The organism is Pseudomonas cichorii (genome assembly GCF_003700275.1).
Taxonomy (GTDB): Bacteria; Pseudomonadota; Gammaproteobacteria; order Pseudomonadales; family Pseudomonadaceae; genus Aquipseudomonas; species Aquipseudomonas cichorii_B.
Window position 1 is genome coordinate 1 of record NZ_RBRE01000068.1, and the last position, 23,937, is coordinate 23,937.

The window sequence follows — 23,937 nt, forward strand, 5'->3', positions numbered from 1 at the left end:
GGTCATTAGACCAGCTCAGGAACTTGTTTGTATAAAAATTGACGAAAGCATCATTTTGCCATTACTGTGCCGCCTCAGGCAGCGTCATGCTTAGCCAACGGATTGAATTTTCAAGGGAATGTTTGCATGCACGGTGCGCTGCTTCGTACGGGTAAAAGTGACGAATTCATCGCCGTGGGCGAAACCGGGCAACCCGTCTACAAAGCCGCCCTGCAGTTGATAGCCGCCCTCACCCGCAAAGATCCCGCACTTGTCAGATTCCTTGCCGTGCCAAAAAGCAACGAGCAAGGCAGCGTCATCGACTGGTACAGTCCGGTTCCCGGCGATGTAGTGCCCTGGAGCTCGGCGAGCGAAGACGAACGCGAAGACGCCAGGATTCAACTGATCCGTTTCAAGGACGCCATCGCCGACATGAGTCAGGCGCTGGTGCAAGCTGGCAACAAAGGCGGCCAGAGCGACCAGATCATCTTTGGCAAGCTGCTGGGCCTGGTGCCCCATGCACCATCCGAAAGTTATCTGTATCTGGTCCAGACCAGTCGCACAAATGCCGATGGCCAAACCGAACACTACAACCAGCCGGTATTGAGCTTCTGGGGCTTCGTGCAACACGAAGGCGATCGTCATCGTGATCCGTTGTACTTCCTGACCCCACGACCAGCGCGCCCTGAGCCTTTGCTGACGCCGACACCCGCTGCGAGCCCTGCCGCCGTGCCGCCGGTCGCTACGCCGGATATTCTGGTCCGCCCCTGGTGGCGCCGTTTCTGGTGGCTGTGGCCGTTGCTGCTGTTGTTGCTCGCGCTGCTACTGTTCGGTCTGCTGCGCGGTTGCGTCCCGGGCGCTACGCTGCCTGTCGTCAATCTGACACCTCCTGCCATCGACATGTCTACGGCAACTCCTGACATCCGTCTGGACAATCCGCCTGTGGACAGTGTCATCGCCAGCGATACGACACTGCCCGTCACCGAAGGATCTGCAGTCGCTGACCAGCAGCCGCAAGTACCGACCGAACAGCCCGTCCCGGCGACACCTCCAGCAGCACCAGAGGCCCAAGCGCCCGCCAACGAACCGGTTGCGACCGAACCTACACCGCCAGCGCCTCCTGAACTGCCGGCAGAGCAGCCGACAGCCAATACCCAGACACCGCAAACCGGTACTCCTGGCGAGCCCTTGAATATTCCCCCGGGCAGCGCCGAAGGTCCGGCAGAGTTCCTCAACGGTAATTACCGCGCGGGAGCCGGCATCATGGATGCCAAAACTTCCAAGCCATTGCGCCTTGAATATGCCTTCGAGAAGGGCAATGGCAACGTCACCATCCGCCGTCCTGATGGCGTGTCCTGCACCGGCCCGGTCAATGCTGCGATGAATGGCGGCAATCTGGGCATCAATAGCCAGGATCAAGCCAACTGCACCGACGGCAGCCGCTACGACATGCCCCAGGTGTCCTGCAAGCCAGGAGCCCAAAGCATCGCCGATTGCCAGGGCAATTACGGCAACACCCAATTTCCCATGTCCATGCGGCGCGAATAAAGGCTGTACCCATGCTGCCAGAACTTACGCAATTTGAAGAAACCGTCCACTTGATCAATGACAGCGGGCTCCAGTTCATGGACTTCGCCGTCAAACTTGATCTGCGTAACGAGCCCGCCGGGCGCTTTGCCAGGATGGGTAACACACTGATCGCACGCCTGCTGCAGAATCAGGAAAGCAAACAGTATTTCCATTTCGGGCCAGTGGGCACAGCCAGCCAGTCTGGCGAGCGACTGGCGCAGTCACAGGCCCAGGAACGTCTGGTCAGCGAAGTCGACGACGAAGACCTGACCTTGAGCATGCAGACCAGCCTCAGGCTGCTGGATGGATTGTGGCTGCCCGTACCCTTCTTTCGCTTCCTGCCGCCAGAGCGTTACGACGAAGGCCCGACCAACTGGGCCAGAGTACGTCTGGTCGAACTGGAACAGGCCGATGTAGACGGCAATACCCATCGCCTGACACTGGCATTCGACACCCGTGCAATGGCATCGGCCGCCGGCATGCAGTACCTGGCCCCAACCCGGGACGATATCAATGCCGGTTCGTCTTTCCGCCTGGCTTGCCATGCTCGCCAGAGCCGCTGGTTTCTGGACCAGAAGTGGGTTCAGGACTGGCTTACGGAAATCTATCGCGAAGGCAACAAGCACCGCCCCAGCGAAGATCTCGACGAAGAACTGCTTGAGCAGCGCCACATTGGTCATTACCTGAACCTGCTGAGCCTCATGGCCCGGCCGATTCCAGAGCAACGCACCAGTGAGCCTGCACGCATCGAAGTGCCGGAAGTCAAGCTCACCGCCAATGGCGTCGACTCCATCGATCCGCCAATTCCGGTGGATCTGGTACTGGACGTCGGCAACTCGCGCACCTGTGGCATCCTGATCGAGAATCACGGCCAGTCCGGCGACGGGATGAAGCACAACTACATCCTGCAGATCCGTGATCTCGTACGCCCGGAACGGGTTTACAACCAGCCGTTTGAAAGTCGGGTGGAGTTTTCCCAGGCTGCTTTCGGCAAGGAAAATTTCTCGGTACAGAGCGGGCGCCATGATGCGTTCCAGTGGCCGACCATCGCCCGCGTCGGTGTCGAGGCCGGGCGTTTGTCCGCGCGGCGCCGTGGCACTGAAGGTTCTACCGGCCTGTCCAGCCCCAAGCGTTATCTATGGGATGAAAACGCCTATACGCACGGCTGGCGCTTCAACAATTCCTACGTGCAGACCGACAGTGAACCCAAGGCCACTGCCGCACCCTTCTCGCACAAGATCACCAAGCTCGGCCAGGCATTCTACAAGCTCAAGAACGAGGACGATCGCCTCCCGGCCTTCTCCCCGCAATATTCGCGCAGCTCGTTGATGACCTTCATGCTCGCCGAGGTATTGACCCAGGCCTTGTCGCAAATGAACAGCCCGGCCCAGCGTACCCGCATGGGCCACACGCCCAGCATTTCCCTCACCGTGCCGCCAGGCATGCCGCAAGTCGAGCGCAGCCTGCTCAATGACCGCTTGCTGCAAGCCTTGGCGCTGGTCTGGAAATGCATGGGCTGGCACGACGGCGACCTCGACCCGAGCAAGGCCAAGGGCATGAACTCGCCTGTCCCGGCACCACGTGTGCCCTTGCCACGGGTAAAAGTGGAATGGGATGAAGCCACCTGCGGCCAGTTGGTTTACCTGTACACCGAAATCCGCGAAAACTTTGCCGGCCATGCGCAAGAGTTCTTCGACACCCTGGCACGTCCCGACAAGATCGACCGTGAGCAAATCACGCTGGCCAGCATCGACATCGGCGGCGGCACCACGGATCTGGTAATCACCGATTACGCACTGGAGCGCGGTGCCGAACAGGCGAGCGGCAGTAACGTTTCGATCATTCCCGAACAGCGATTCCGCGACAGCTTCAAGGTTGCCGGGGATGACATTCTGCTGGATATCATTCAGCGCTTCGTAATACCTCCGCTGGAGCAGGCACTGAAAGACTTTGGCGTGATATCTCCGCGCTCTCTGCTTTCGCGCCTGTGCGGCGATGAAAGCACCAGTGCCCAGGACGCCATCCTGCGCCAGCAACTGAACCTGCAAGTCTTCGTGCCCCTGGGCCTGCGCCTGCTCAAGGATTACGAGACATACGACCCGGAACTGCCAAGCCCGGTGCATGACTACAGCTTCACCGAGCTTCTGGAAAAAGACGCGATCAGCGAACGCATCCGCGAATACGTGGCCGGTGGCGTACGCCGCATCGACGGTGGTCGCGATGGTTTCGATATCGGTCAGGTGATGTTACGCATCGACTTGCCAGCCATTCATCAGGCCTTCCTCAAAGGCCAGATCAACCTGATCAAGATTCTCGATGCGCTGTGCGAGGTGGTATTCCAGTACCCTTGCGACGCATTGCTACTGACCGGCCGCCCATCGCGGCTGCCGGGAGTGCAGGCTTACATCCGCCGCAAGGTGCCATTGCCGCCGGGACGCATCGTGCCCATGAACGGTTATCGCACCGGTGGCTGGTACCCCTTCCACCGCAATGGCCAGATCGACGACCCCAAGAGCACGGCGGCCGTTGGCGCCATGCTGTGTCTGCTCAGCGAGCAGCGCAAGGTGTCGAACTTCTACTTCAGCGTTGGCCGTCTCAAGCCGTACTCGACCATGCGTCATATCGGCAAACTGGATGAGAACAACCTCGTCATCGATCACGACATGCTGTACCGGGACGTGATCAAGAGTGATGCCCAGGGCAACGAGTTCCTGCAATTGCACGAACCCCAGCTCGACGGACCACAACTGCGGGTGCTGGGCAAGACCCGCCTGGGTTATCGCCAACTGAACGCCGAGCGCTGGGTAGCGGCGCCGCTGTACCTGATCGAACTCACCGAGCGTGGCACTCGCAAACTGGTCGGCAAACCGACGACCGACGGCAAGGAAGCCTGCCTGCTGTTGCGTTTTCGCGTTGAAAGCGCCGACGCAGACCGTAGCGACGCCGACATCATCGCCGAGACACTGGTGATCGACGACAACATCGAAAGCAACGTCCAGGATCAATCCTTCGACCGCAAGGACGTGAGGCTGCAGCTCTACACCATGTTGAGTGCTGAAGGCGGTGCCTCCAACTATTGGCTCGACAGCGGGAGCGTGAGTCCGAAATGACTACTCTGACCACCGAACAGATTCAACTCGCCTATGCGTGGACATCCGTGCACAAAGGCGCCGGCCTGGCCCTGGACTGGGTGGCCGAAGTCGCCGAAAAAGTCGAGGAAGTGGCGAACAAGGCCGACATCCTCAGCCGTGACCTGTACCGCGCCCGCAATCTGGCCCGCAGCCTCGGCCGGGTTTCCAAAACGCCCATGGGCATTGGTTTCTTCGGCTTGTCCCAGGCGGGCAAGAGCTACCTGATTTCAGCGCTGGCCGCCGACGATAAAGGCCAGTTGCTGACCCAGTTCGGCACTCAGCCGCTGGACTTCATCAAGCACGTCAACCCGGTGGGAGGCGGCAAGGAAGCCACGGGGCTGGTGACACGTTTCACGCGCCGTGCCGAGCCCAGCCAGGACCCACAGTTTCCGGTGGAGTTGCGCCTGTTCCGTGAGGTCGAGATCGCCATTATCCTGGCCAACGCCTGGTTCGAGGACTTCGACCATCAGCGCCTGAACAGCCAGATCACCAATGCACAGATCGACGCCCAACTGCAACGCTTTGAAGAGCACTCGGCGTCTGCCGCGACTCCAGGCGTCAACAGTGATGATGTGGTCTTGCTGTGGGATTACCTCGAGCACAACTATCCCAACGCCGTACGTCCACTGAATGCACGCTACTGGCCGCGGGTGGTCAAGCTGGCACCGCGACTGTCGGTCCGTGAACGCGCTCAATTGTTCTCCCTGCTGTGGGGCGGCATCGGCAAGATGACCGAGACCTACGAACAACTGGCGACCGCCCTGCACCGCCTCGGCCTCGCCGAAACGGTCTTCGCGCCCCTGACTGCACTGGTCAGCCAGCGTGACGGGCAGATGGTGCAGACCAACAGCATCATCAACGTGGACATTCTCAGCCGCCTGGGTGGTAGCGCCGATAGCGCACTGGAAGTGCGCCCGGCCAGTGAAGGCAACCTGCACGCGCCAGTATCGGTCGGCAGAGCCGAACTGGCAGCCCTCACCAACGAGCTGATTTTCCGTCTCGACAATGAACCGGCCAACGCTATCGTCAACAGCGTCGACCTGCTGGATTTCCCTGGCTATCGCAGTCGCCAGAAGCTGATGAGCATCGACGAAGCCAGCGAAGTGGACAGCAATGGCGCGACCAATAATCCGGTTGCCAAGTTGTTGCTGCGCGGCAAGGTCGCCTACCTGTTCGAGCGCTACACCGATGAGCAGGAAATGAATGCGCTGGTCATGTGTACCAGCAGCTTCAAGCAGAGCGAAGTGGTCAGCGTAGGCCCGGTACTCAAAAGCTGGATCGACAAGACCCAGGGCAGCAGTGCACAAGAGCGGGACGGTCGCAACGGGTTGATCTGGGCGCTGACCATGTGCGACGGCTTCATCGGCGGCGCGCTCAACGGCGAGATCGTGCAGTTCCCGGAATCCTGCGACAACATGCTCAAGCTGACCATGATCGAACGCTTCGGCAACGAAGACTGGATGAAACAGTGGGGCAGCACGCCGTTCAAGAATACCTATCTGGTGCGCAAGCCACGCTTCAAGACCAACTTCATCGATCTGAATGAAAATGGTCAAGAGGACAACCTCAACAAGCAGTCAGAGCCGGCCCTGGAAGCCTTGAAACAGGCGTTCAGCAATAGCGAACTGGTCAAGCGCCATGTCGCCGAGCCGCAGGATGCCTGGCAGGCGATGATGCAGCTCAACGATGGTGGCATGAACCGTTTCAGTTCGGCTTTCACGCCGGTAGCCAATATCGACTTCAAGCTGGGCCGTATCAGGCAGCAACTGGACGACTTGATGGTGCAGTTGCTGCCACTGCTGGAGGAGTATTACGAAGCCGGTGGCGAAGACGAACGGGCCAAGAAAAAAGCCATCGCCAACCTGATCGTCCGCCCTTTCGCGACCACCAAGAACGGTAAGCACGTGCTGGGGGAATTGCTCGCCTATATGGCAGTACCGGAAGAGCAACTGCGCGATCTGTACCTGAACGGCGACTTCGACAGCCCGGCAACGGAAGCCACCGAAGCGGCACCGGCCAGCCAGGAACCGGAAGTGGAATATGACATTTTCGGCGAGGCCGTCGCTCCAGTTGCGGATGCGCCACCTGTAGCCGTGGCAGTTCCGCAATACCAGAGCCATGAGCACCGTTTTGCCCGGGCGGCGTTCAACCTGTGGGCAACACATTTGCGCGGCCTCAGCCGTCGCCAACACTTGTTGGACATGCTGGAGCTGCCCGCCGAAGCGATTGCCTTGCTGGTCAAGGAACTGGTGGTCTGCGCAGAACGCCTGGACCTGCCATTGCAACTCAGCCAGGCCCTGCTCAAGCGCGCCCAGAGCGGTGTGCGCCGGGAAAGTCTGGTTCAGCGCCAGGTGCTGACCGCGCAATTGCTGCTCAATGACTTCGCAGCCTGGTTCGGTCATACCGCAGAGCCTGCCAGTCAGCGGCCGACAGGCCTGCTGGGTGCCAAACAGCCGCTGTTCTCTTTCTACCAGCAGGAAATGCCAGGGCGCTTCCCGCTGCTGGCTCCGCAAGCCGACGACCAGAGCGTGATTTTTGCCAACGACTGGATTTCCGGCATTGCCATCCACACCCAGAACAACGTGGGCCATCGCAAGGGCAAAGAAATCACGCCCGAGCAGAACGAGGCCCTGGGCCGCGTCATCCAGGCCTTCAAAGCGAGATAATTCATGTCCATCACGATCAAGCTTTCTCCACTGGCCACGCCCGTTCCCGGGCACGCCTTTCTTCAGGTCCGTGGCTGGGAACATGATGCTGGCAATCTGGAGTTCGCCATCCAGCGCAATCAGGATGACCACTACCTGCAACACGACCGGCAATGGGGTAATGCACCCTGCTGGTTCGCCCAGCATTTCGTGGAAGATGCTGATGGCGACTCGATCAGCTATCAGGTAGGGCCGGAAATCGTCGATCCACTGCTGTTGAGTTCGGCCACCGGCATGTTCAATTTCCGCCTGCGCAGCCCGGACGGCAGCGCCGAAGATGAGAACCCCATGCGCCTTGCTGCCGGGCTGAACTCATCCCTGGCGGGCAGTTCGACGGGCGCTGGGGCCGCAGAAAGCACGGTCAGCCTGACGCCACCTCCAGCGGCACCCGAGCCGCTTATCGAACCTGTCGAAGCGCCACCCGCTGAACCTGAGCCGCAGCCAGAACCTGTCGTCGAGCAAGCTCCACCGGCACAACCAGCAGCAGCCAAAAGCCGCACGGGGCTGCTGCTGCTCGGCATTGTGCTGTTGCTGGCTATCGCGGCAGGTCTGTGGTTCTGGCTAAAGCAGCCAAAAGCCCCGGAACCTGTTGCAGCACCGGTTCCAGCAGCGCCTGTCGCTGCCCCCGCTGCGCCCGTGAGCGCAGCGCCCTGCAGCGTTGAAGCCCTGAGCAGCGAGACTGAACTGAACTTCGTCCAGGGTTGTATCAAGCAATCACCGGACAGCGCCGCGCTGCTCAAGGTCATCGAGCTGGCCAAGGCCAACAAGCAGTGCGGTGTAGCTCAGCGGCTGTACGCCAACCGCGCCCAGGCTGGCAATGTCGAAGTCGCCCAGGCCTATGCCCGCGAATATGACCCCAAGTACCTGCAACCCAGCGCCTGCTTCACCACCGCCGACAACGCTACCGCGGTCTACTGGTATGAAACCATTCTCAGCTATCAGGCTGACAACGCCGAAGCGGCGCAGCGTCTGAAGGAGCTCAAGCCGTGACCCTGCGCCATGTATCGCTGTCCCTCGCCGCCTGCCTGTGCCTGAGCACAGGCTACGCTCTGGCCGCAGACAAACCGCTGCTGCAGGACGGCAAGAAAACCCTGTTCCAGCGAGTGCTCACCACACCGGGATGCCATTTGAGCCCTGCTGCCGGTGCACCTGCCGGGGCGGAGCAACCGGCGTTCAGTCGTTTCTATGTCTATGAACATGCCAGTGCTGGCAATGCAGAGTGGCTCAAGGTCGGGCCAGACAGCTTCGGCAAGACTTCCGGCTGGTTGCCGGCAGCCTGTACCGTGGACTGGAAGATGCAATTGACCCTGGCCTTCACCAACCCGGCCAACCGCGACCGACTGATGTTTTTCAAGGAGCGCAAGACACTTGAAGGCATTCTCGACGCACCGGATCCGGTGAGCCATGTGGCCCCGCTGCGTGCCAAGCTCAAGCAGAACACCCTGGCACCGGGAGTACTGGCCCAGGAGCCGGAATATTTCATCGACATGCAAAAGCAGTTTTACCTGCTGCCGGTACTCAGCGGCGAGGAAGTCATGACCGAGGCGGGTTTTCGTACCCGCATCCTCAATGTTGCCTCGGTGAGCAAGGCTGATCCAGCGACAGCCGGACAAGCCGGTCAGACCTCGACTGCCCAGGGTCAAGGCCAGGCCGTCGCAGACGCCACCAGCCAGCTCAAGGAATTCAGTGCGGCGGTGGTGTTCGTGATCGATTCGACCATTTCCATGGACCCGTACATCGAGCGTACCCGCGAGGCCATCAGCAAGGTCTACGCACAGATCGCCAAGGAAAACCTCGGTCGTCAGGTGAAGTTCGGTCTGGTGGCGTTTCGTTCCAGTACCCAGGCGGTGCCGGGCCTGGAATACGTGACCAAGATGTATGCCGATCCCAACACCGTCAAGGACGGCGACGACTTCCTGGCCAAGGCCGCCGATCTCAAGCAGGCGAAAGTCTCGAGCAAAAGCTTCGACGAAGACTCGTATGCCGGGGTCATGCAGGCAATCGATCAGGTCGACTGGAGCCCTTACGGCGCTCGCTATGTAGTCCTGATTACCGATGCTGGCGCTCTGGAAGGCGACGACAAGCTGTCCAAGACCGGACTGAATGCCGAGCAGGTGCGCATCGAAGCCAGTAACCCGGGCGTGGCGATCTACACCCTGCACCTGAAGACCGCTGCCGGAGCCAAGGATCACGCCAAGGCCGAAGCGCAATATCAGGCGCTGTCCACGTACTCCGGCACCAACACCTCGCTGTACTACCCGGTGGATGCCGGGGATGTGAATACCTTTGGCAGCAAGGTCGATACTCTGGCCAGCGCCATTACCCAGCAGGTGAAAGCCGCTTACATGGGTGAAGATGCGATTGGCAGCGCCATGAACGCCAAGGCTTCCCCCGCCGAGCAGAAGATGATCGACGATGCGGCCCTGATCGGCCATGCCATGCGCCTGGCCTATCTGGGCGAGAAGACTGGCAGCCAGGCGCCTCCGGTATTTCAGGCATGGATCGCCGACCGCGATCCGATCAAGCAGAACGTCCCGACTACCGACGTCCGGGTGCTGCTGACCAAGGCGCAGCTCAGCGATCTCAGCGACGTACTGAAGAAAATCCTGGATGCCGCCAACGAAGGCCTGATCTCTCCCAGCGAAATGTTCGACCGCCTGCGCTCGGTTGCCGCCACCATGGGCACCGATCCCAACCAGCTCAAGCAGAACGGTACGGCCAAGCTCTCTGAACTCGGTGTGCTGGGGGAATATCTGGAAGACCTGCCCTACCACAGCGAAGTGCTGAATCTGGATGAGGAAACCTGGAAAAGCTGGGACGGCCTGGCACAGGAGAAATTCATCCGCACGCTGTCGACCAAGCTACGCCATTACCAGGTGTACAACGCCGATGTCGATCGCTGGGTATCACTGGCCGAAGGCAGCGATGCGCGTGAAAACGTCTACCCGGTGCCGCTGGAAATGATGCCCTGAGATGCTGCAAATCAAGGGACTGAAAATACAGCGAGGGAACGGCGTACAGGCCCACCGGGTCCATCTGCCCGAGTTGACTCTGGCACGCGGTTCGGTGCTGGCCATTACCGGCGAAAGCGGTTGCGGCAAGAGCACATTGCTGGAAACGCTCGGCCTGCTGCTGGCTCCCGAAGCGCTTGAGCACTATCGCCTGGGCACCCAAGACGTCGCCGCCTTGCTGGCTGCCGACGACCAGGCGGCGCTGGCCGACGTGCGGGCTAGCTCGCTGGGTTTTATCCTGCAAAGCGGCGGACTGCTGCCGTTTCTCAAGGTACGCGACAACATCAGCCTGCCCAGGCGTCTGCTGGGTTTGAGCCTCAAGAGCGATCATGTGGAGCGGGCCATTGCCGCTCTGCATCTGCAGCCGTTGCTGGACAAGCTGCCTCAGGAATTGTCCATCGGTGAGCGGCAACGGGTTGCCTGCGTTCGCGCCATCGCCCACCAGCCGCAGCTCCTGCTGGCCGACGAACCCACCGCCGCTCTGGATCCGCACAATGCGCGACAGCTGTTTGAGTTGTTGCTGGGCCTGGTCGACAAACTGGGCCTCAGCGCACTGGTGGTATCCCACGACTGGGCTCTGGTGGACAGTTTCGGCCTGCCGCGCCTGAGTGCCGTCAATCTGCCTGGGGAGACGCGCTTTGAAGCGGCCCTTTGAGCGCCTTGGCCTGCTGGCAAGCCTGGCCTTGGCCGATCTCTGGCACGACCGCAAGGTATCCTTGTGCATTGCCGCCTCGCTGGTGGCCGTGATCGCTCCGCTACTGCTGTTATTCGGACTCAAGCATGGCGTGGTCAGCCAGTTGCAGGATGAACTGCTGCGTGACCCGCGCAATCTGGAAATCAAACTCCTGAGCAGTGGCAACTATAACGAGCAATGGTTGAGCGAACTGCAGCAACGGCCCGAAACCGGCTTTGCCATCGGCCTGACTCGCTCACTCAACACCCAGGCAGACCTGATCGGCAGTCAGGGGCGCTTTGTCGAAAACGCCGAAACCATTCCGACACGTGAAGCCGATCCGCTGTTGAACATGCCTGCCAGCGCCCTTGCACCCGGCCAGGTGATTCTCAGCTCGGCCGCTGCCGAACGCCTTGCACTGACCATCGGCGATACGCTGCGCCTGAGAGTACAACGACGTCTGGACGGAGCATCCGAAAGAGGCGAAACAGTCCTGACCCTGAGCGCGATCCTGCCCGCAACCAGCTTTTCACGTCCAGCGGCGTTCATTCATCCCGATCTGCTGCTGCAACTGGAACGCTTCCGCGATGGTTATGCCGTCAGTACTCTCGGCGCGACAAGCGGCCAGCCAACCGATCAACTGGTGCCCCGCTATGCCCGCGCCCGCCTGTATGCAAAGGACATCGACAGTGTCGCGCCGCTTGAGCGCTGGCTGAACGCGCAACACATCGAAACCGGCAGTCGACTGGCCGATATCGAGAACGTCAAAGCGATCAATCACGTGCTCGGCGTGATTTTCGGGGTTATCGCCGCTGCGGCCTTGCTGGGTTGTGTGGCTTCGCTGGTGGGAGCCTTTCTCGCCAACATCGACCGCAAGCGCCGCAGCCTGGCCTTGTTGCGGCTATTGGGCTTCACCGGCCCGGCGGTTGCCGGCTATGTAGTCTTGCAGGCCGTAGTGCTGGCCTTGACCGGCTATATCGGCGGCCTGTGCTTCTACCTTGTCGGCAGTCAGACCTTCAATCAGCTACTCGGTGGCCAGCGTATCACCGGTAATTTCGTATGCCACATCACCTTCTGGCATGGCCTTGCAGCGCTGGCGCTCGCCCTTGCGGTCGCGGCGCTGGTCGCGCTGGTCGGAGCCACCCGTGCCATCAGAATCCAACCTGCGGAGAGTCTGCGTGAACTCTAGACACTGGCGCCACCTGCTGTTTGTGCCACTGGCCCTGGCCAGCCTCAAGGCTTCGGCTGCCTGGGAGGAAAAACTCTACAACCCGATGCCTGACGCGGAGGACGTGGTTCTGCCCATGCCCTGCGACGGCGCCATGGTATTTCGCAAGGTATTCATTCCGCTGGCAGGCCCGCTGGACGACTACCCGATCAATATCGGCGGCGACAACAGTGAATGGGGCTATGTGGAACAGACCCATCCGGCTTTCATTGCTGGCAGCTTCACCGCCGAGAAAGCCGCCAAGTCGCGCTACTACCTGTTGGCCAAATACGAGATGACCGACCTGCAGTATCGCGCCCTGACGCAGGCCGAATGCCCGACGCCCTCCAACAAACAACGGCTGCCAGTGGTATCGCTAAGCTGGATGCAGGCCATGGAAGCCGCCGACAAATACAACCTGTGGCTACGCCAGAATGCCGCCGACAAGCTGCCCAGGGAAGACGGCGTGGCCGGTTTCATGCGCTTGCCGACCGAAGTGGAATGGGAGTTTGCCGCACGTGGCGGGCTGAACGTCAGCACCGCAGAGTTCCGTGACCTGCGCTATCCGATGCCGGACGGGCTGAACGCCTATGAATGGTTCGCCGGTGCGCAGTCGTCCAACGGTCAACTGCAATTGGCAGGACTGCTCAAGCCCAACCCTCTTGGGCTGCACGATATGCTCGGCAACGTCGATGAAATGATGTTCGAGCCGTTCCGCCTCAACAAGCTCGACCGCCAACACGGTCAGGCTGGCGGCTATGTGGTGCGCGGAGGCGACTATCGCACCGCTCAGGGTGAGTTGCGCAGTGCCTTGCGCAAGGAGCGCAATTACTACGACAGCAAGGCCGCAGCCACCAGCAAGACCACCGGTCTGCGCCTGGCCGTGGTATCCAGCACCCTGACGTCCCGCGAGCGGGTCAGCAGTATCGAGAGCAGCTGGAAAAAGCTCGGCACAGGCAGCGACGAAAGTTCTGCTGCGGGCAACGACAAAAGTGCCGTGCAGGCGCTTGGCACACTGGCTTCCGGTGTCGCCGACGAAAGTTTGAAAGAACAGCTCAAGACGCTGGAAAACCAGTTGCGCGCCAGTAACCAGCAGCAGGAAGAAACCCGCGACCAGGCAATCCGCGCCAGCCTCAATCTGGGTGCATTCCTGTGCACCAAAATGCTCGATGACGGCAAATACCTGGACTTCCTGCAGAAGAACTACGACCTCAACTGCTCGGCCAACGAGCAAGACAGCAGTTGCCCGATGCGCAAGGGCAAGCTCGACGAGCAGAAGGATCGCCTGCACAAACTCAGCCGCTACTACGCCAGCAGCCTGGTGGATTCCGCCACGCTTTATGGCGAACCACTGCTGGCCAGACAAGTGCCGGTCATGGGCGAAATCGTTGCCCGCAACGAACAACTCAAAGAGCTCAAGCCTTATCTGCAGACCCACTGGGTCAATCAGCAGGCCTTTCTAAAAACCCAGAAAATCGACACCGATGCCTGGCTTGGCCGCTGCAAGGCCGTCAATCAGTAACTGGAAACAACGTTCATCATCAGGAGCAGCAGCATGAAACATGTATGTGATTATTTACCCAAGGCCATGCTCGGTCTGTTTCTTTCCATCAGCCTGGTTCTGGGTGGTTGCGCCCACACCGGTAGTAACCTGCTCGGCGAAACCGGCACGGCTCCAGACCCGCGCCTGACTCAGAGCGCCGATGCCAAGTTCTTCTCCACCTCCGGCCTGACAGCCTGTGCCGGGGCTGCCGGCGTGGGCATTCTGGCCTGCGCAGTAGCGAGCCCCAACGACAAGGTCAAATGCATGGTCGTCGCCGGTATCGCCGCCTGCGGCGTGGCCATGGGCGCCAACTATTACTATGACTATCGCCGCAGCAAGTACTCCGACACCGCACAACGTCTGCAAATGATGAATGACGAAGTGAAGGCCGACACCGAAAAAGTCGCCGTACGCACCGCGACCCTGCAGCAGGTGATCAGCGACGACAAGGAGCGCATCGCCGGCATCCAGAAATCCATTCAGAGCAAGACGCTGGACAAGGCCAAGGCCCAGCAGGAAATCGCCAGTGTCGACAGTAACCTGGTGCAAATGCGCAAGGACCTGGATGGCATGCGCACCAAAGTGACCGAATACCAGAAGACCGCACAGTTGGAACGTACCAATGGTGGCGGCAAGCAAGTCACTGAAATCGACGGTGAGATCGCCAAGATGAACACCAAGGTCGCGTCCCTGCAAAAAGAAGTCGACGGCCTTTACAGCCAGCGTTCAGCAATCACTCTGGGTTGAGGTAGACATGATCATTCGAGCACTGCTGGTCAGCTCGGGTCTGCTGCTGTTGGGTGGTTGCGCCACCCAACCGGGTAGCTGTGACTCAAACAATACCGAAGCCAGCCTGATCGCCAAGATGAATTGCGACCACTCAGGCGGTTACAGCGACCAGATCCGTCAGCGTGAGCAGGCACTGGTGGCCGCACGCAACGAGAATGCCGCTTTTCATCAGGTCTACGACAACCTGGTTGCCCAGCAGCAAGCCACCAGCAAAAGCCTCGCCGAGCAGCAGCGCCAGCAGGCGGTGCTGAACACCTCCATGAGCAAGTTGCTGGGCCAACTGAAGACCCGCCACGCCAACAAGGCCCAGGTCCAGCAACAGATCGCCGATCTGGAAAAACAGATGGCTGCCCAGAAAAAGCTCACCGCCAGCACCGATCCGGCGGTGATCGAAGCCCGCAAACAGGAACTCAAGACCCTGCAGCAAAAGGTATCAAGGCTGCAACTCAGCCTCGGCTACGAATGACCCTTTCTTGAGGCCCTGCGGGGCCTCGTCCTGTTCTGGACCCGCGCCATGCAACGCATCACACGCGACGCTACATCTCCTTCTGCAGAGCTGCTGCGCAGCCTGGAAAGCAAAGTCGAACTGCTCCACCGTCACTTCCCGCCCAGCGTTGCCAGCCTTTACGCCATTCCGCGCACGGGAACTCAGGACGCCTTGCAGTGGTGGTCGGAGCTTGGAGGCCAGCCGCTGCCCTATCACAACCTCGACGCCACCGCACAGCAGGCGTTACTGGCTCGCTACCAACAGCGCCAGCTGGCTATCCAGCGGTTGGTGGATGAGCTGCGGGCGCGTGGCAAATCCGAGGAGTCCCAGGCTCTGGAAACGCTGATTGGCGCTCCAGACCTGAACAACCTCTACAGCCTGAACGATGAGCCAGTCGTCGTCCGCTGGGGCCTGCAGCCCAAGTCAGCGCCCGTCGCCCCGCCCGCCTCGGTCCCCGCTTCGACGCCTGCAGCAGCCTCCCTGATACAGTCACGACACTGGTGGCTGCGTATTCCCCTGTGGTTGCTGTTGCTGCCTTTGCTGCTCCTGTTGTTGTGGCTGCTCTGGTCCTGGCGCGGTGGCTTGTGGAATCTGCTTTACCCTACCCCGATAGAAAGTTACGCATGCACCGCAGGTGCTGCCAAACCGGATTTCGTGGTGGTGCTGGACACCTCTGGCTCGATGAACATCAATATCAATGCAACGGCCGAAGATGAAGAATGGCTCCTCAAGGGCGGCGCGAACTTGCCGGACAACAATCCGAGAAAGGCTCGCCTGATGGCCGAACCGACTCGGTTGGCGGTGGCCAAGCAATCATTTGCGAGCATGATCGATCAACTGCACCCGGACATCGATATTCGCCTCATTACCTTCCAGGGCTGTACCCATACGATTGATCAGGGTCTATTCGGGCGCGATGCCCGGCCGCAATTGATTGCCGGGGTCAACCAGCTCCAGGCGGACTCGGGCACGCCGTTGGCCGCCAGCCTTGAACAGGCTGCCAGCAAGGTCGATGGACGCTTCAAGGATGCTGTGGTGGTGATGTTTGTCGACGGAGAGGATGGCTGTGAGCAGAACGCTTGCGAAGTGTCGGCACGTATCGCCCGTCAACAGCCAAGGCTGCGGGTGAACGTGGTGAATATCAGTGATAGCGCGCTGTCCGACTGCATTGCCGAAAACACCGGAGGCCGGGTTTACGCTGCAAACAATGCTGTCGAAGTGCAACGTATGCTGCGCGAAGCCATGGATGAAGTGTCGATCAAACCGACCTGCGCCGGCGAACCGCAGCCCTGACGGAAAATGAACTGACCTGAAGCGGCTCACGCCGCCTCAGGCTGTTTCTCACAAGACCGGTTTAAACCGTCACGTCGAAACGATCCAGGTTCATCACCTTGGTCCAGACCGCAACGAAGTCGCTGACAAACTTCTCCTGCGCATCAGCACTGGCATAGACCTCGGACACCGCCCGCAGTTGAGCGTGTGAACCGAATACCAGGTCGACGCGAGTACCGGTCCATTTCACCTGACCGGTCTTGCGATCACGGCCCTGGAAGCTGTCGTTGCTCCCTGAAGCCGCGTTCCAGGCGGTGCCCATATCGAGCAGGTTGACGAAGAAGTCATTGCTCAATGCTTCTGGCCGCTGGGTAAACACGCCATGCTGGCTCTTGTCGGCATTGATGTTCAATACCCGCAGGCCTGCCAGCAGTACGGTCATTTCCGGCGCGCTCAGGGTCAGCAGTTGCGCCTTGTCTACCAGCAGCGCCTCGGCGGACACCTTGTAATTGCCTTTGAGGTAATTACGGAAGCCATCGGCAATCGGTTCGAGGAACGCGAAGGATTCGACGTCTGTCTGCTCTTGTGAAGCATCGGTACGACCCGGAGTGAAAGGCACCGTGACGCTATGCCCGGCGTTGCTGGCGGCTTTTTCGATGCCCGCACTGCCTGCCAGCACAATCAGGTCGGCCAGGGAAACCTTCTTGCCGCCCGACTGCGCACCGTTGAAACCGGCCTGAATGCCTTCGAGGGCTTTCAGCACTTTCGCCAGTTGCTCGGGCTGGTTTACCGGCCAGTCTTTCTGCGGTGCCAGACGGATACGCGCACCATTGGCGCCACCGCGCTTGTCGGAACCACGGAAGGTCGAGGCCGATGCCCAGGCAGTGGAAACCAGTTCCGAAACCGACAGGCCTGAAGCAAGGATCTTGCTCTTGAGCGATGCAATGTCGCCATCATCGACCAGGGCATGATCGAGCGCAGGCAACGGATCTTGCCAGAGCAGTTCTTCAGCCGGCATTTCCGGCCCCAGATAACGGGCCAGCGGGCCCATGTCGCGGTGGGTCAGCTTGAACCAGGCGCGGGCGAAGGCATCGGCCAGTTGATCCGGGTTAGCGAGGAAACGCCGGGAAATCGGTTCATAGATCGGGTCGAAACGCAGCGCCAGGTCGGAAGTCAGCATGCTCGGCGCATGGCGCCTGGAAGCGTCGTGGGCATCGGGCACGGTACCTGCGCCGCCACCGTTCTTCGGTGTCCACTGATGGGCGCCGGCCGGGCTTTTGGTCAGTTCCCAGTCGAAGCGGAACATGTTCTCCAGATACTCGTTGCTCCACCGGGTCGGTGTCGAGGTCCAGGTCACTTCAAGGCCGCTGGTGATGGTGTCGCCGCCCTTGCCGGTACCAAAGCTGTTTTTCCAGCCAAAGCCCTGCTCTTCCAGGCCAGCCGCCTCAGGCTCGGCGCCCACGTTGCTGGCTGGACCGGCACCGTGAGTCTTGCCGAAAGCGTGACCGCCAGCGATCAAGGCCACGGTTTCTTCATCGTTCATGGCCATGCGGCCGAATGTTTCGCGAATGTCCTTGGCCGACTCGACCGGGTCCGGGTTACCTTCCGGACCTTCCGGGTTCACGTAGATCAGACCCATCTGCACTGCCGCCAGCGGGTTCTCCAGATTGCGGCCCTGGCTGTCGGTACGCTTTTCTTCACTGCCATGCAGTTCAGGTTCGGCTACCAGCACGCCTTCGCCCGGCGGCTGCGCGTCCTTGCCATAGCGCGTGTCGCCGCCCAGCCAGGTCTTCTCGGCACCCCAGTACACATCTTCCTCGGGTTCCCAGACGTCCGGACGACCACCGGAGAAGCCGAAGGTCTTGAAGCCCATGGACTCCAGCGCAACGTTGCCGGTGAGGATGATCAGGTCAGCCCAGGAAATCTTGCGGCCGTACTTCTGTTTGATCGGCCAGATCAGACGCCGCGCCTTGTCCAGGCTGACGTTGTCCGGCCAGCTGTTGAGCGGCGCAAAGCGCTGCTGACCCGCACCGGCGCCACCACGGCCATCGGCGGTACGATAAGTCCCGGCACTGTGCCAGGCCATGCGCACGAACAGCGGACCGTAATGACCGAAGTCAGCCGGCCACCAGTCTTGCGAATCAGTCATCAGGGCATGCAGGTCTTTTTTCACTGCATCCAGATCGAGGCTCTTGAACGCCTCGGCATAATCGAAGGCTTCGCCCATGGGATCGGACAGGGACGAATGCTGGTGCAGGATCTTCAGATTCAGTTGCTCAGGCCACCAGTCACGGTTCGTTGTACCACCGCCAGCCGCATGGTTGAACGGACATTTCGATTCGGTTGACATGTACTGCTACCTCTTGGTCTTCTGCATCCTGCTGCCCGGCCAGGCCTCAAACCCGAACCGCGACAGATGATGTCTATGGCATATACAGAGCCCACGGTTGCGTACCGGGCTCCGCTCTCACGGCAGTGCTTGTTACCGACAATCAAGTTACCGCTATCCATACCGGTTGACTTGCGCCAGCAGCACTAGCCTAGACGACTCCATGACACAGAGCTAGATGACAAATATGACAGTCAACAAAAAACCCGCGGCCCCCCGTAAAGGGTGACAGCGGGTTTCTCTGGCGGCGGGTCTACTTGCTGTCAGGCAGCGCGTAGGCGATCACATAATCGCCACGATCCGGCGACTGACGTGCACCACCGGCCGTGATGACGATGTACTGCTTGCCGGTCTTTGGCGAGACATAAGTCATCGGGCCACCCTGGCTGCCCACCGGCAGGCGGGCTTTCCAGGCTTCCTCGCCGTTGGCGGAGTTGAAAGCGCGCAGGTAGTAGTCCTGAGTACCGGCGATGAACACCAGGCCACCCTGGGTTGACAGCGTACCGCCCAGCGTCGGCATGCCGATCGGCAGTGGCAGGTTCATCTTGATGCCCATGGGACCGGTGTCTTCGACGGTGCCCACCGGTACTTGCCAGGCAACCTTCCGGGTCTTCATGTCGATGGCGGTCAAGGTGCCGAAAGGCGGTGCCTGGCACGGAATACCGGCGACCGACAGGAAGCGGTTCTTGTTCACCGCATACGGCGTGCCCTTGAGCGGCACTGCACCCATGCCGGTGTTCAGCGCTTCACCGCCGGAAGAAGCTTTGGCGTCCTTCTCCTGCGGAACCATCTGGATCCACAGCCCCAGGCGCATGTCGTTGACGAAGATGAAACCGTGCACCGGATCAGTGGAAATACCGCCCCAGTTCATGCCACCCAGCGAACCGGGAAAGCTCAGCGAAACATCGGTGCCGGGCGCGGTGTACAGGCCTTCGTAACGCATTTTCCTGAACGAGATGCGGCACAGCATCTGATCGAACGGCGTCGCGCCCCACATATCCGATTCGGTCAGGTGCGGCGCGCCGATCTGTGGCATGCCGACCGACAACGGTTCGGTCTTCGAGTAAGGCTCGTTGGGGATATTGGACGGCTTGACCGGAATATCTTCAACCTTGGTCAGCGGCTGGCCAGTAGCGCGGTCAAGTACGAAAATCTGACCGGCCTTGGTGCCGATCACCAGCGCAGGCACCTTGTTGCCATCGGCCTTGGTGAAGTCGATCAGGCTGGGTTGCATCGGCAGGTCAAAGTCCCACAGGTCGTTGTGGACGGTCTGGTAAACCCACTTCTCTTCGCCGGTGGTCGCGTTCAGCGCCAGCACCGAAGCGCCGTACTTGTGATCCAGCACCGTACGTTCGACACCGTAGATGTCGGTGGATGAACTGCCCATCGGCAGAAATACGGTATTCATCGCCGGGTCATAAGACATCGGCGCCCAGCTGTTGGGCGTACTACGCACATAAGTGCTGCCCGCCACCGGCGCATTGCGGTCTTGCGGGTTACCCGGATCGAATGCCCAGCGCATCTCGCCGCTCACCACGTCGAAACCACGGATCACACCGCCCGGCATGTCGGCCTGAACGTTGTCGGCAACCCGACCGCCGACCACCACGGTGGTGCCGGCCATAAGCGGCGCGGAAGACAACTGGTAATAGGCATCGGGGACATTGCCCAGACCGGCTTTCAGATCGACCTGGCCGTTATTGCCGAAACCCTGGCAGAACTCACCGGTATCGGCATCGACGGCAATCAGGCGCGCATCGATGGTGTTGGTCAGCAGGCGACGCTGGCAGTTGGCGCCAGCCGCTACCGCAACCGCCTTGGCTGGCGTGCTGCCATCTGTTGGCTGGGCAACGGCTGCCGTCGCATCAAAGTAGGCCAGACCACGGCAACGCTGCCAGACCGCCGCCTGAGCGTTGATCTCGTTCTTCCACAGCTTTTTACCGGTGTCGGCATCCAGCGCGATGATGTTGTTGTGCGGCGTGCAGATGAAGACCTTGTCGCCAATCTGCAACGGCGTGCTTTGATCCTCGGCACCATTGCCGTTACTGATCGCGATGTCGCCAGTGTTGTAGGTCCACGCGGGTACCAGCCTGGAGACGTTGCTGCGATTGATCTGGTCCAGCGCAGCGAAGCGGCTGCCACCTTCATCGTTACCGTAATGCTGCCAGTCTTTCTGCGCCTTGGCCGGATCGACACGGGTCAGCCCCGGACCATTGCCATCGGGCGCAACGGAAGCGTGAGGCACGAACATTCCTGCAGCACCGGCAATAATGGCAACTGCCAGCACGCCACCCAAGGCGTAGCCACTACGTCCCGCCGCCAGGCCATTGGTCTTGCGCAAGCTCGGGTAAACCAGCGCCACCAACAGGCTCAAGACACCCAGAGCGAACAGTCGCGAAATCAGCGGCCAGAAATTCAGCCCGGCATCGGCCAGCGCCCAGATCACCGTAAGCAGCATCGTCGCGGCGAACAGCCAGGCACCCGCCAGACGCTGCTTGAAGAGCAGCACGCCAGAGGCGAGCAAGCCAAGGCCGGCGAGCAGGAAATACCAACTTCCGCCAAGAGTCACGAGATAGCCGCCACCTGCGGCGAAAAGCAATCCAAATAGCAGCACCCCAAAGGCGACAACCCAGATGGGCCAGCGACTGACGGATGCCGAAGCTTGAGAATTAGTCATGTTGCATGATCCTGCTGAGGCATGAACGCTTGATAGAAAAGAAGTCTTTCAAGCGGCTCTGGGACAGAGTCCACTGAAGGGCTTTCAGGGTCTGGGCATCGTTGTTGATGCTAGCCAAAAATTATTAACTAAACGGTTAATAATGGTAACGATAACAAAAAACCCTCTGCCTGCGGCAGATTGTCACTCGCGAAAAATGAAAATGACCATTACCAATACCGTAACAATCGGTTTGTGGCAGACGGAATATGGAAGGTGCAGATGGGAATCTTCACCGACATTGGTCAGAATACCGAACAAGGAACCGTTCTCATCCGCAGGTATTTCTCATGCAAGCCCATCGCCCCGCTGGCGCCCACGCCCACATTCTGGCCATCGAGGATGATCCACTGCTGGCAGCTCACCTGCAGAGCCATCTCAGCGAACGCGGTTTCACGGTTACCCTGCGCCATGACGGTGAGGAAGTCCTGGAACTGGTGCGCTCGGAAACCTTCGACCTGATCCTGATGGACATCATGCTGCCCGACAGCAGCGGCCTGGAAATTCTCGCCCGGCTGCGTCAACGGCAACGCCTGCCGGTAATCCTGATGTCGGCACTCGGCGCCGAACAGGACCGGATCGTCGGGTTCAGCCAGGGCGCGGATGATTACCTGCCCAAGCCGTTCAGCATGCAGGAGATGGATGTGCGCATCGACGCCATCCTGCGCCGCGTAGCGTACGAACATGAAGCGCAGAACAGGATTGGCAGCGACGAATCACAATTGAGCTTCGACGAGCAGCGCGCCGATGTTTGCCTGAACGAGCAATGGGCAGACCTGAGCACGACCGAATACCGGATTCTGGAAACCCTGGTCCGGCATATCGGCGAAGTGCTGGGCAAGGCGTTCCTCTACCAGCAAGCCATGCATCGGGCGTACTCGCAGCACGATCGCAGCCTGGACATGCATGTCAGCCGCATTCGCCGCAAACTGCAGGCCATCGGCTATAACGACAAGCGCCTGGAAACCGTGCGTGGCATGGGTTACGTGCTGACCCGGTTGACGCCATGAAGCTGCCTCATCGCCATTCGCTGCTCTGGAAGCTCATTGGCGGGCTGGCCCTGCTCTGCCTGTTGATGGCCAGCCTGCAGACCAGTCTCAACCGAAGACTCAATGAGGCGACCGAACGCTTGTCGGAGCCGGCCAAGAGCAGCCTTGCCGACTATGCACGACGCGCCGAAGCGGCCTGGCAGCAACGCGGCGCCAGCGGGGTCGACGAGGTTCTTCATGAGTTGCACAGTCGGGAAAAGGTCTGGGCCGTGGTCGTGGACCAGCAGCAGAATTCGCTGTCGTCTCAACCATTTACGGAAAGTGACCGGGACAGGTTGAGCTTTGTCCGCAAGCTGGATGGCATGGTCGGCCGCCCCGGCAGCCTGCCAACCTTCTATGTGCCATTCACAGACATCGAAGCACGCCTGGTACTGGAATTGCCCGGCCGTTTTCATCCTCGCCAGAACAATGATCTATGGGACCTGTTGCTGCAAAAAGTTCTTCCCGCCAGCCTGGCGCTGCTCCTGGCCGTCCTGCTCTATCGCATCCTGATCTCACCCATCGTGACCCTGCATCGCCAGGCAAACATCTTGAGCACCGGCGACCTGACCGCACGAGTTGAACCCAAGGTAGCGCAGCGCCGCGACGAACTGGGTGAACTGGCCCGTGCCTTCAATCACATGGCCGGGCGCCTGGAAAACACCGTGGTCTTCCAGCGTAACCTGTTACGCACGCTGTCCCATGAACTGCGCACCCCGCTGAGTCGCCTGCATGCCGCTGGCGAGCGCGAGCTGGATATCGATGCCATGCGTCAGCGTCAGGAGCGCGAAGTGCGGATCATGGAAAAGCTGATCAGCGACACCCTGGAACTGGTCTGGCTGGATACCGAGCGCCCTGCACTGCCACTGGAAACCGTGGAAATGCGCGAGCTGTGGAACCTGCTGTGTGAAGATGTCTGCTTTGAAACCAACTGGCCCGCCGAGCGACTGCCCTGCGACTTGCCTGCCGATTGCTACGTGCATGGCAACCTCAATGGCCTGGCGCAGGTTCTGGAAAACCTCCTGCGCAACGCCATTCGCCACTCCCCCGAGCATGGCATTGTGCGCCTGACTGGCTGCCGCGAAGGGTCTTGCTGGCACCTGTGTCTCGAAGATCAGGGGCCTGGCATCGACCCCGACAAGCTGGAGCACATTTTCCAGCCATTCACTCGCCTCAATGCTGCGCGACCGGGCGGTGAAGGATTCGGCCTCGGGCTTTCAATCGCCCGCAGCGTGGTGGAATTGCAAGGTGGTCAAATCTGGGCCGAGAACGCTACGCCCGGCCTGCGCCTGCATCTGCGCCTGAGAAGTGTATAAAGTGTAAAAAAGATTTACTCACATATGAGAATAAATATCATCTGCACCCATCCCGGCCCCGGAGAGGGCTGAGTAGCGCTCATTTGCCACCGCAACGCTCCTCTCCGCATGCCATGCATGAA

The 23,937-nt window shown here is 60.2% G+C and carries 15 protein-coding genes; 13 read left to right on the plus strand and 2 right to left on the minus strand.

Going from position 1 to position 23,937, the window contains the following annotated elements; translation table 11 throughout:
• Positions 1–126 precede the first annotated feature (126 nt).
• The 11 genes from ALQ04_RS18295 (at position 127) to ALQ04_RS18345 (ending at position 16,387) form a co-directional block, all read left to right on the plus strand.
• Positions 127–1,527, plus strand: coding sequence for an SrfA family protein (locus ALQ04_RS18295; RefSeq protein WP_122317155.1), 1,401 nt, complete (start codon positions 127–129; stop codon positions 1,525–1,527).
• An 11-nt stretch (positions 1,528–1,538) separates the two neighbouring features.
• On the plus strand, positions 1,539–4,658 hold the full coding sequence (locus tag ALQ04_RS18300) for a virulence factor SrfB (protein WP_122317156.1): 3,120 nt from the start codon (positions 1,539–1,541) through the stop codon (positions 4,656–4,658).
• Complete coding sequence (locus ALQ04_RS18305; RefSeq protein WP_122317157.1) at positions 4,655–7,345, plus strand: putative virulence factor; 2,691 nt, start codon at positions 4,655–4,657, stop codon at positions 7,343–7,345. Before ALQ04_RS18300 ends, ALQ04_RS18305 begins: the two co-directional genes overlap by 4 nt.
• Positions 7,346–7,348: 3 nt before the next feature.
• Positions 7,349–8,374 (plus strand): hypothetical protein, encoded by a 1,026-nt coding sequence (locus ALQ04_RS18310; protein ID WP_122317158.1) that lies wholly within the window; start codon positions 7,349–7,351, stop codon positions 8,372–8,374.
• A complete protein-coding gene (locus ALQ04_RS18315; protein WP_122317159.1) occupies positions 8,371–10,356 on the plus strand; it encodes a vWA domain-containing protein in 1,986 nt (661 codons plus the stop codon). The genes ALQ04_RS18310 and ALQ04_RS18315 overlap by 4 nt, the downstream gene beginning before the upstream one ends.
• A gap of 1 nt (position 10,357) precedes the next feature.
• Positions 10,358–11,050, plus strand: coding sequence for an ATP-binding cassette domain-containing protein (locus tag ALQ04_RS18320; RefSeq protein ID WP_122317160.1), 693 nt, complete (start codon positions 10,358–10,360; stop codon positions 11,048–11,050).
• Positions 11,034–12,257, plus strand: a complete 1,224-nt coding sequence (locus tag ALQ04_RS18325; protein WP_122317161.1) for an FtsX-like permease family protein — start codon at positions 11,034–11,036, stop codon at positions 12,255–12,257. Before ALQ04_RS18320 ends, ALQ04_RS18325 begins: the two co-directional genes overlap by 17 nt.
• Before the next feature lie 85 nt (positions 12,258–12,342).
• A complete protein-coding gene (locus ALQ04_RS18330) occupies positions 12,343–13,797 on the plus strand; it encodes a formylglycine-generating enzyme family protein (RefSeq protein ID WP_409077274.1) in 1,455 nt (484 codons plus the stop codon).
• A gap of 33 nt (positions 13,798–13,830) precedes the next feature.
• Positions 13,831–14,565: a hypothetical protein gene (locus ALQ04_RS18335; RefSeq protein ID WP_122317162.1), complete on the plus strand. Its 735-nt coding sequence runs from the start codon at positions 13,831–13,833 to the stop codon at positions 14,563–14,565.
• A gap of 7 nt (positions 14,566–14,572) precedes the next feature.
• Positions 14,573–15,073, plus strand: a complete 501-nt coding sequence (locus tag ALQ04_RS18340) for a hypothetical protein (RefSeq protein ID WP_122317163.1) — start codon at positions 14,573–14,575, stop codon at positions 15,071–15,073.
• 48 nt (positions 15,074–15,121) lie between these two features.
• A complete protein-coding gene (locus ALQ04_RS18345) occupies positions 15,122–16,387 on the plus strand; it encodes a VWA domain-containing protein (RefSeq protein ID WP_122317164.1) in 1,266 nt (421 codons plus the stop codon).
• A gap of 61 nt (positions 16,388–16,448) precedes the next feature.
• Here ALQ04_RS18345 and katG read toward each other — a convergent pair whose 3' ends face one another.
• Both katG and ALQ04_RS18355 read right to left on the minus strand, forming a co-directional pair.
• Entirely contained in the window at positions 16,449–18,716 is a 2,268-nt protein-coding gene (gene katG / locus ALQ04_RS18350; RefSeq protein ID WP_122317165.1) for a catalase/peroxidase HPI, read from the minus strand.
• Between the two features lie 292 nt (positions 18,717–19,008).
• A complete protein-coding gene (locus tag ALQ04_RS18355; RefSeq protein ID WP_122317166.1) occupies positions 19,009–21,432 on the minus strand; it encodes a glucose/quinate/shikimate family membrane-bound PQQ-dependent dehydrogenase in 2,424 nt (807 codons plus the stop codon).
• Between the two features lie 329 nt (positions 21,433–21,761).
• Here ALQ04_RS18355 and ALQ04_RS18360 point away from each other — a divergent pair, with 329 nt between their 5' ends.
• A complete protein-coding gene (locus ALQ04_RS18360) occupies positions 21,762–22,481 on the plus strand; it encodes a response regulator transcription factor (protein WP_122317167.1) in 720 nt (239 codons plus the stop codon).
• Positions 22,478–23,815, plus strand: coding sequence for a sensor histidine kinase (locus tag ALQ04_RS18365; RefSeq protein WP_122317168.1), 1,338 nt, complete (start codon positions 22,478–22,480; stop codon positions 23,813–23,815). The genes ALQ04_RS18360 and ALQ04_RS18365 overlap by 4 nt, the downstream gene beginning before the upstream one ends.
• Positions 23,816–23,937 lie beyond the last annotated feature (122 nt).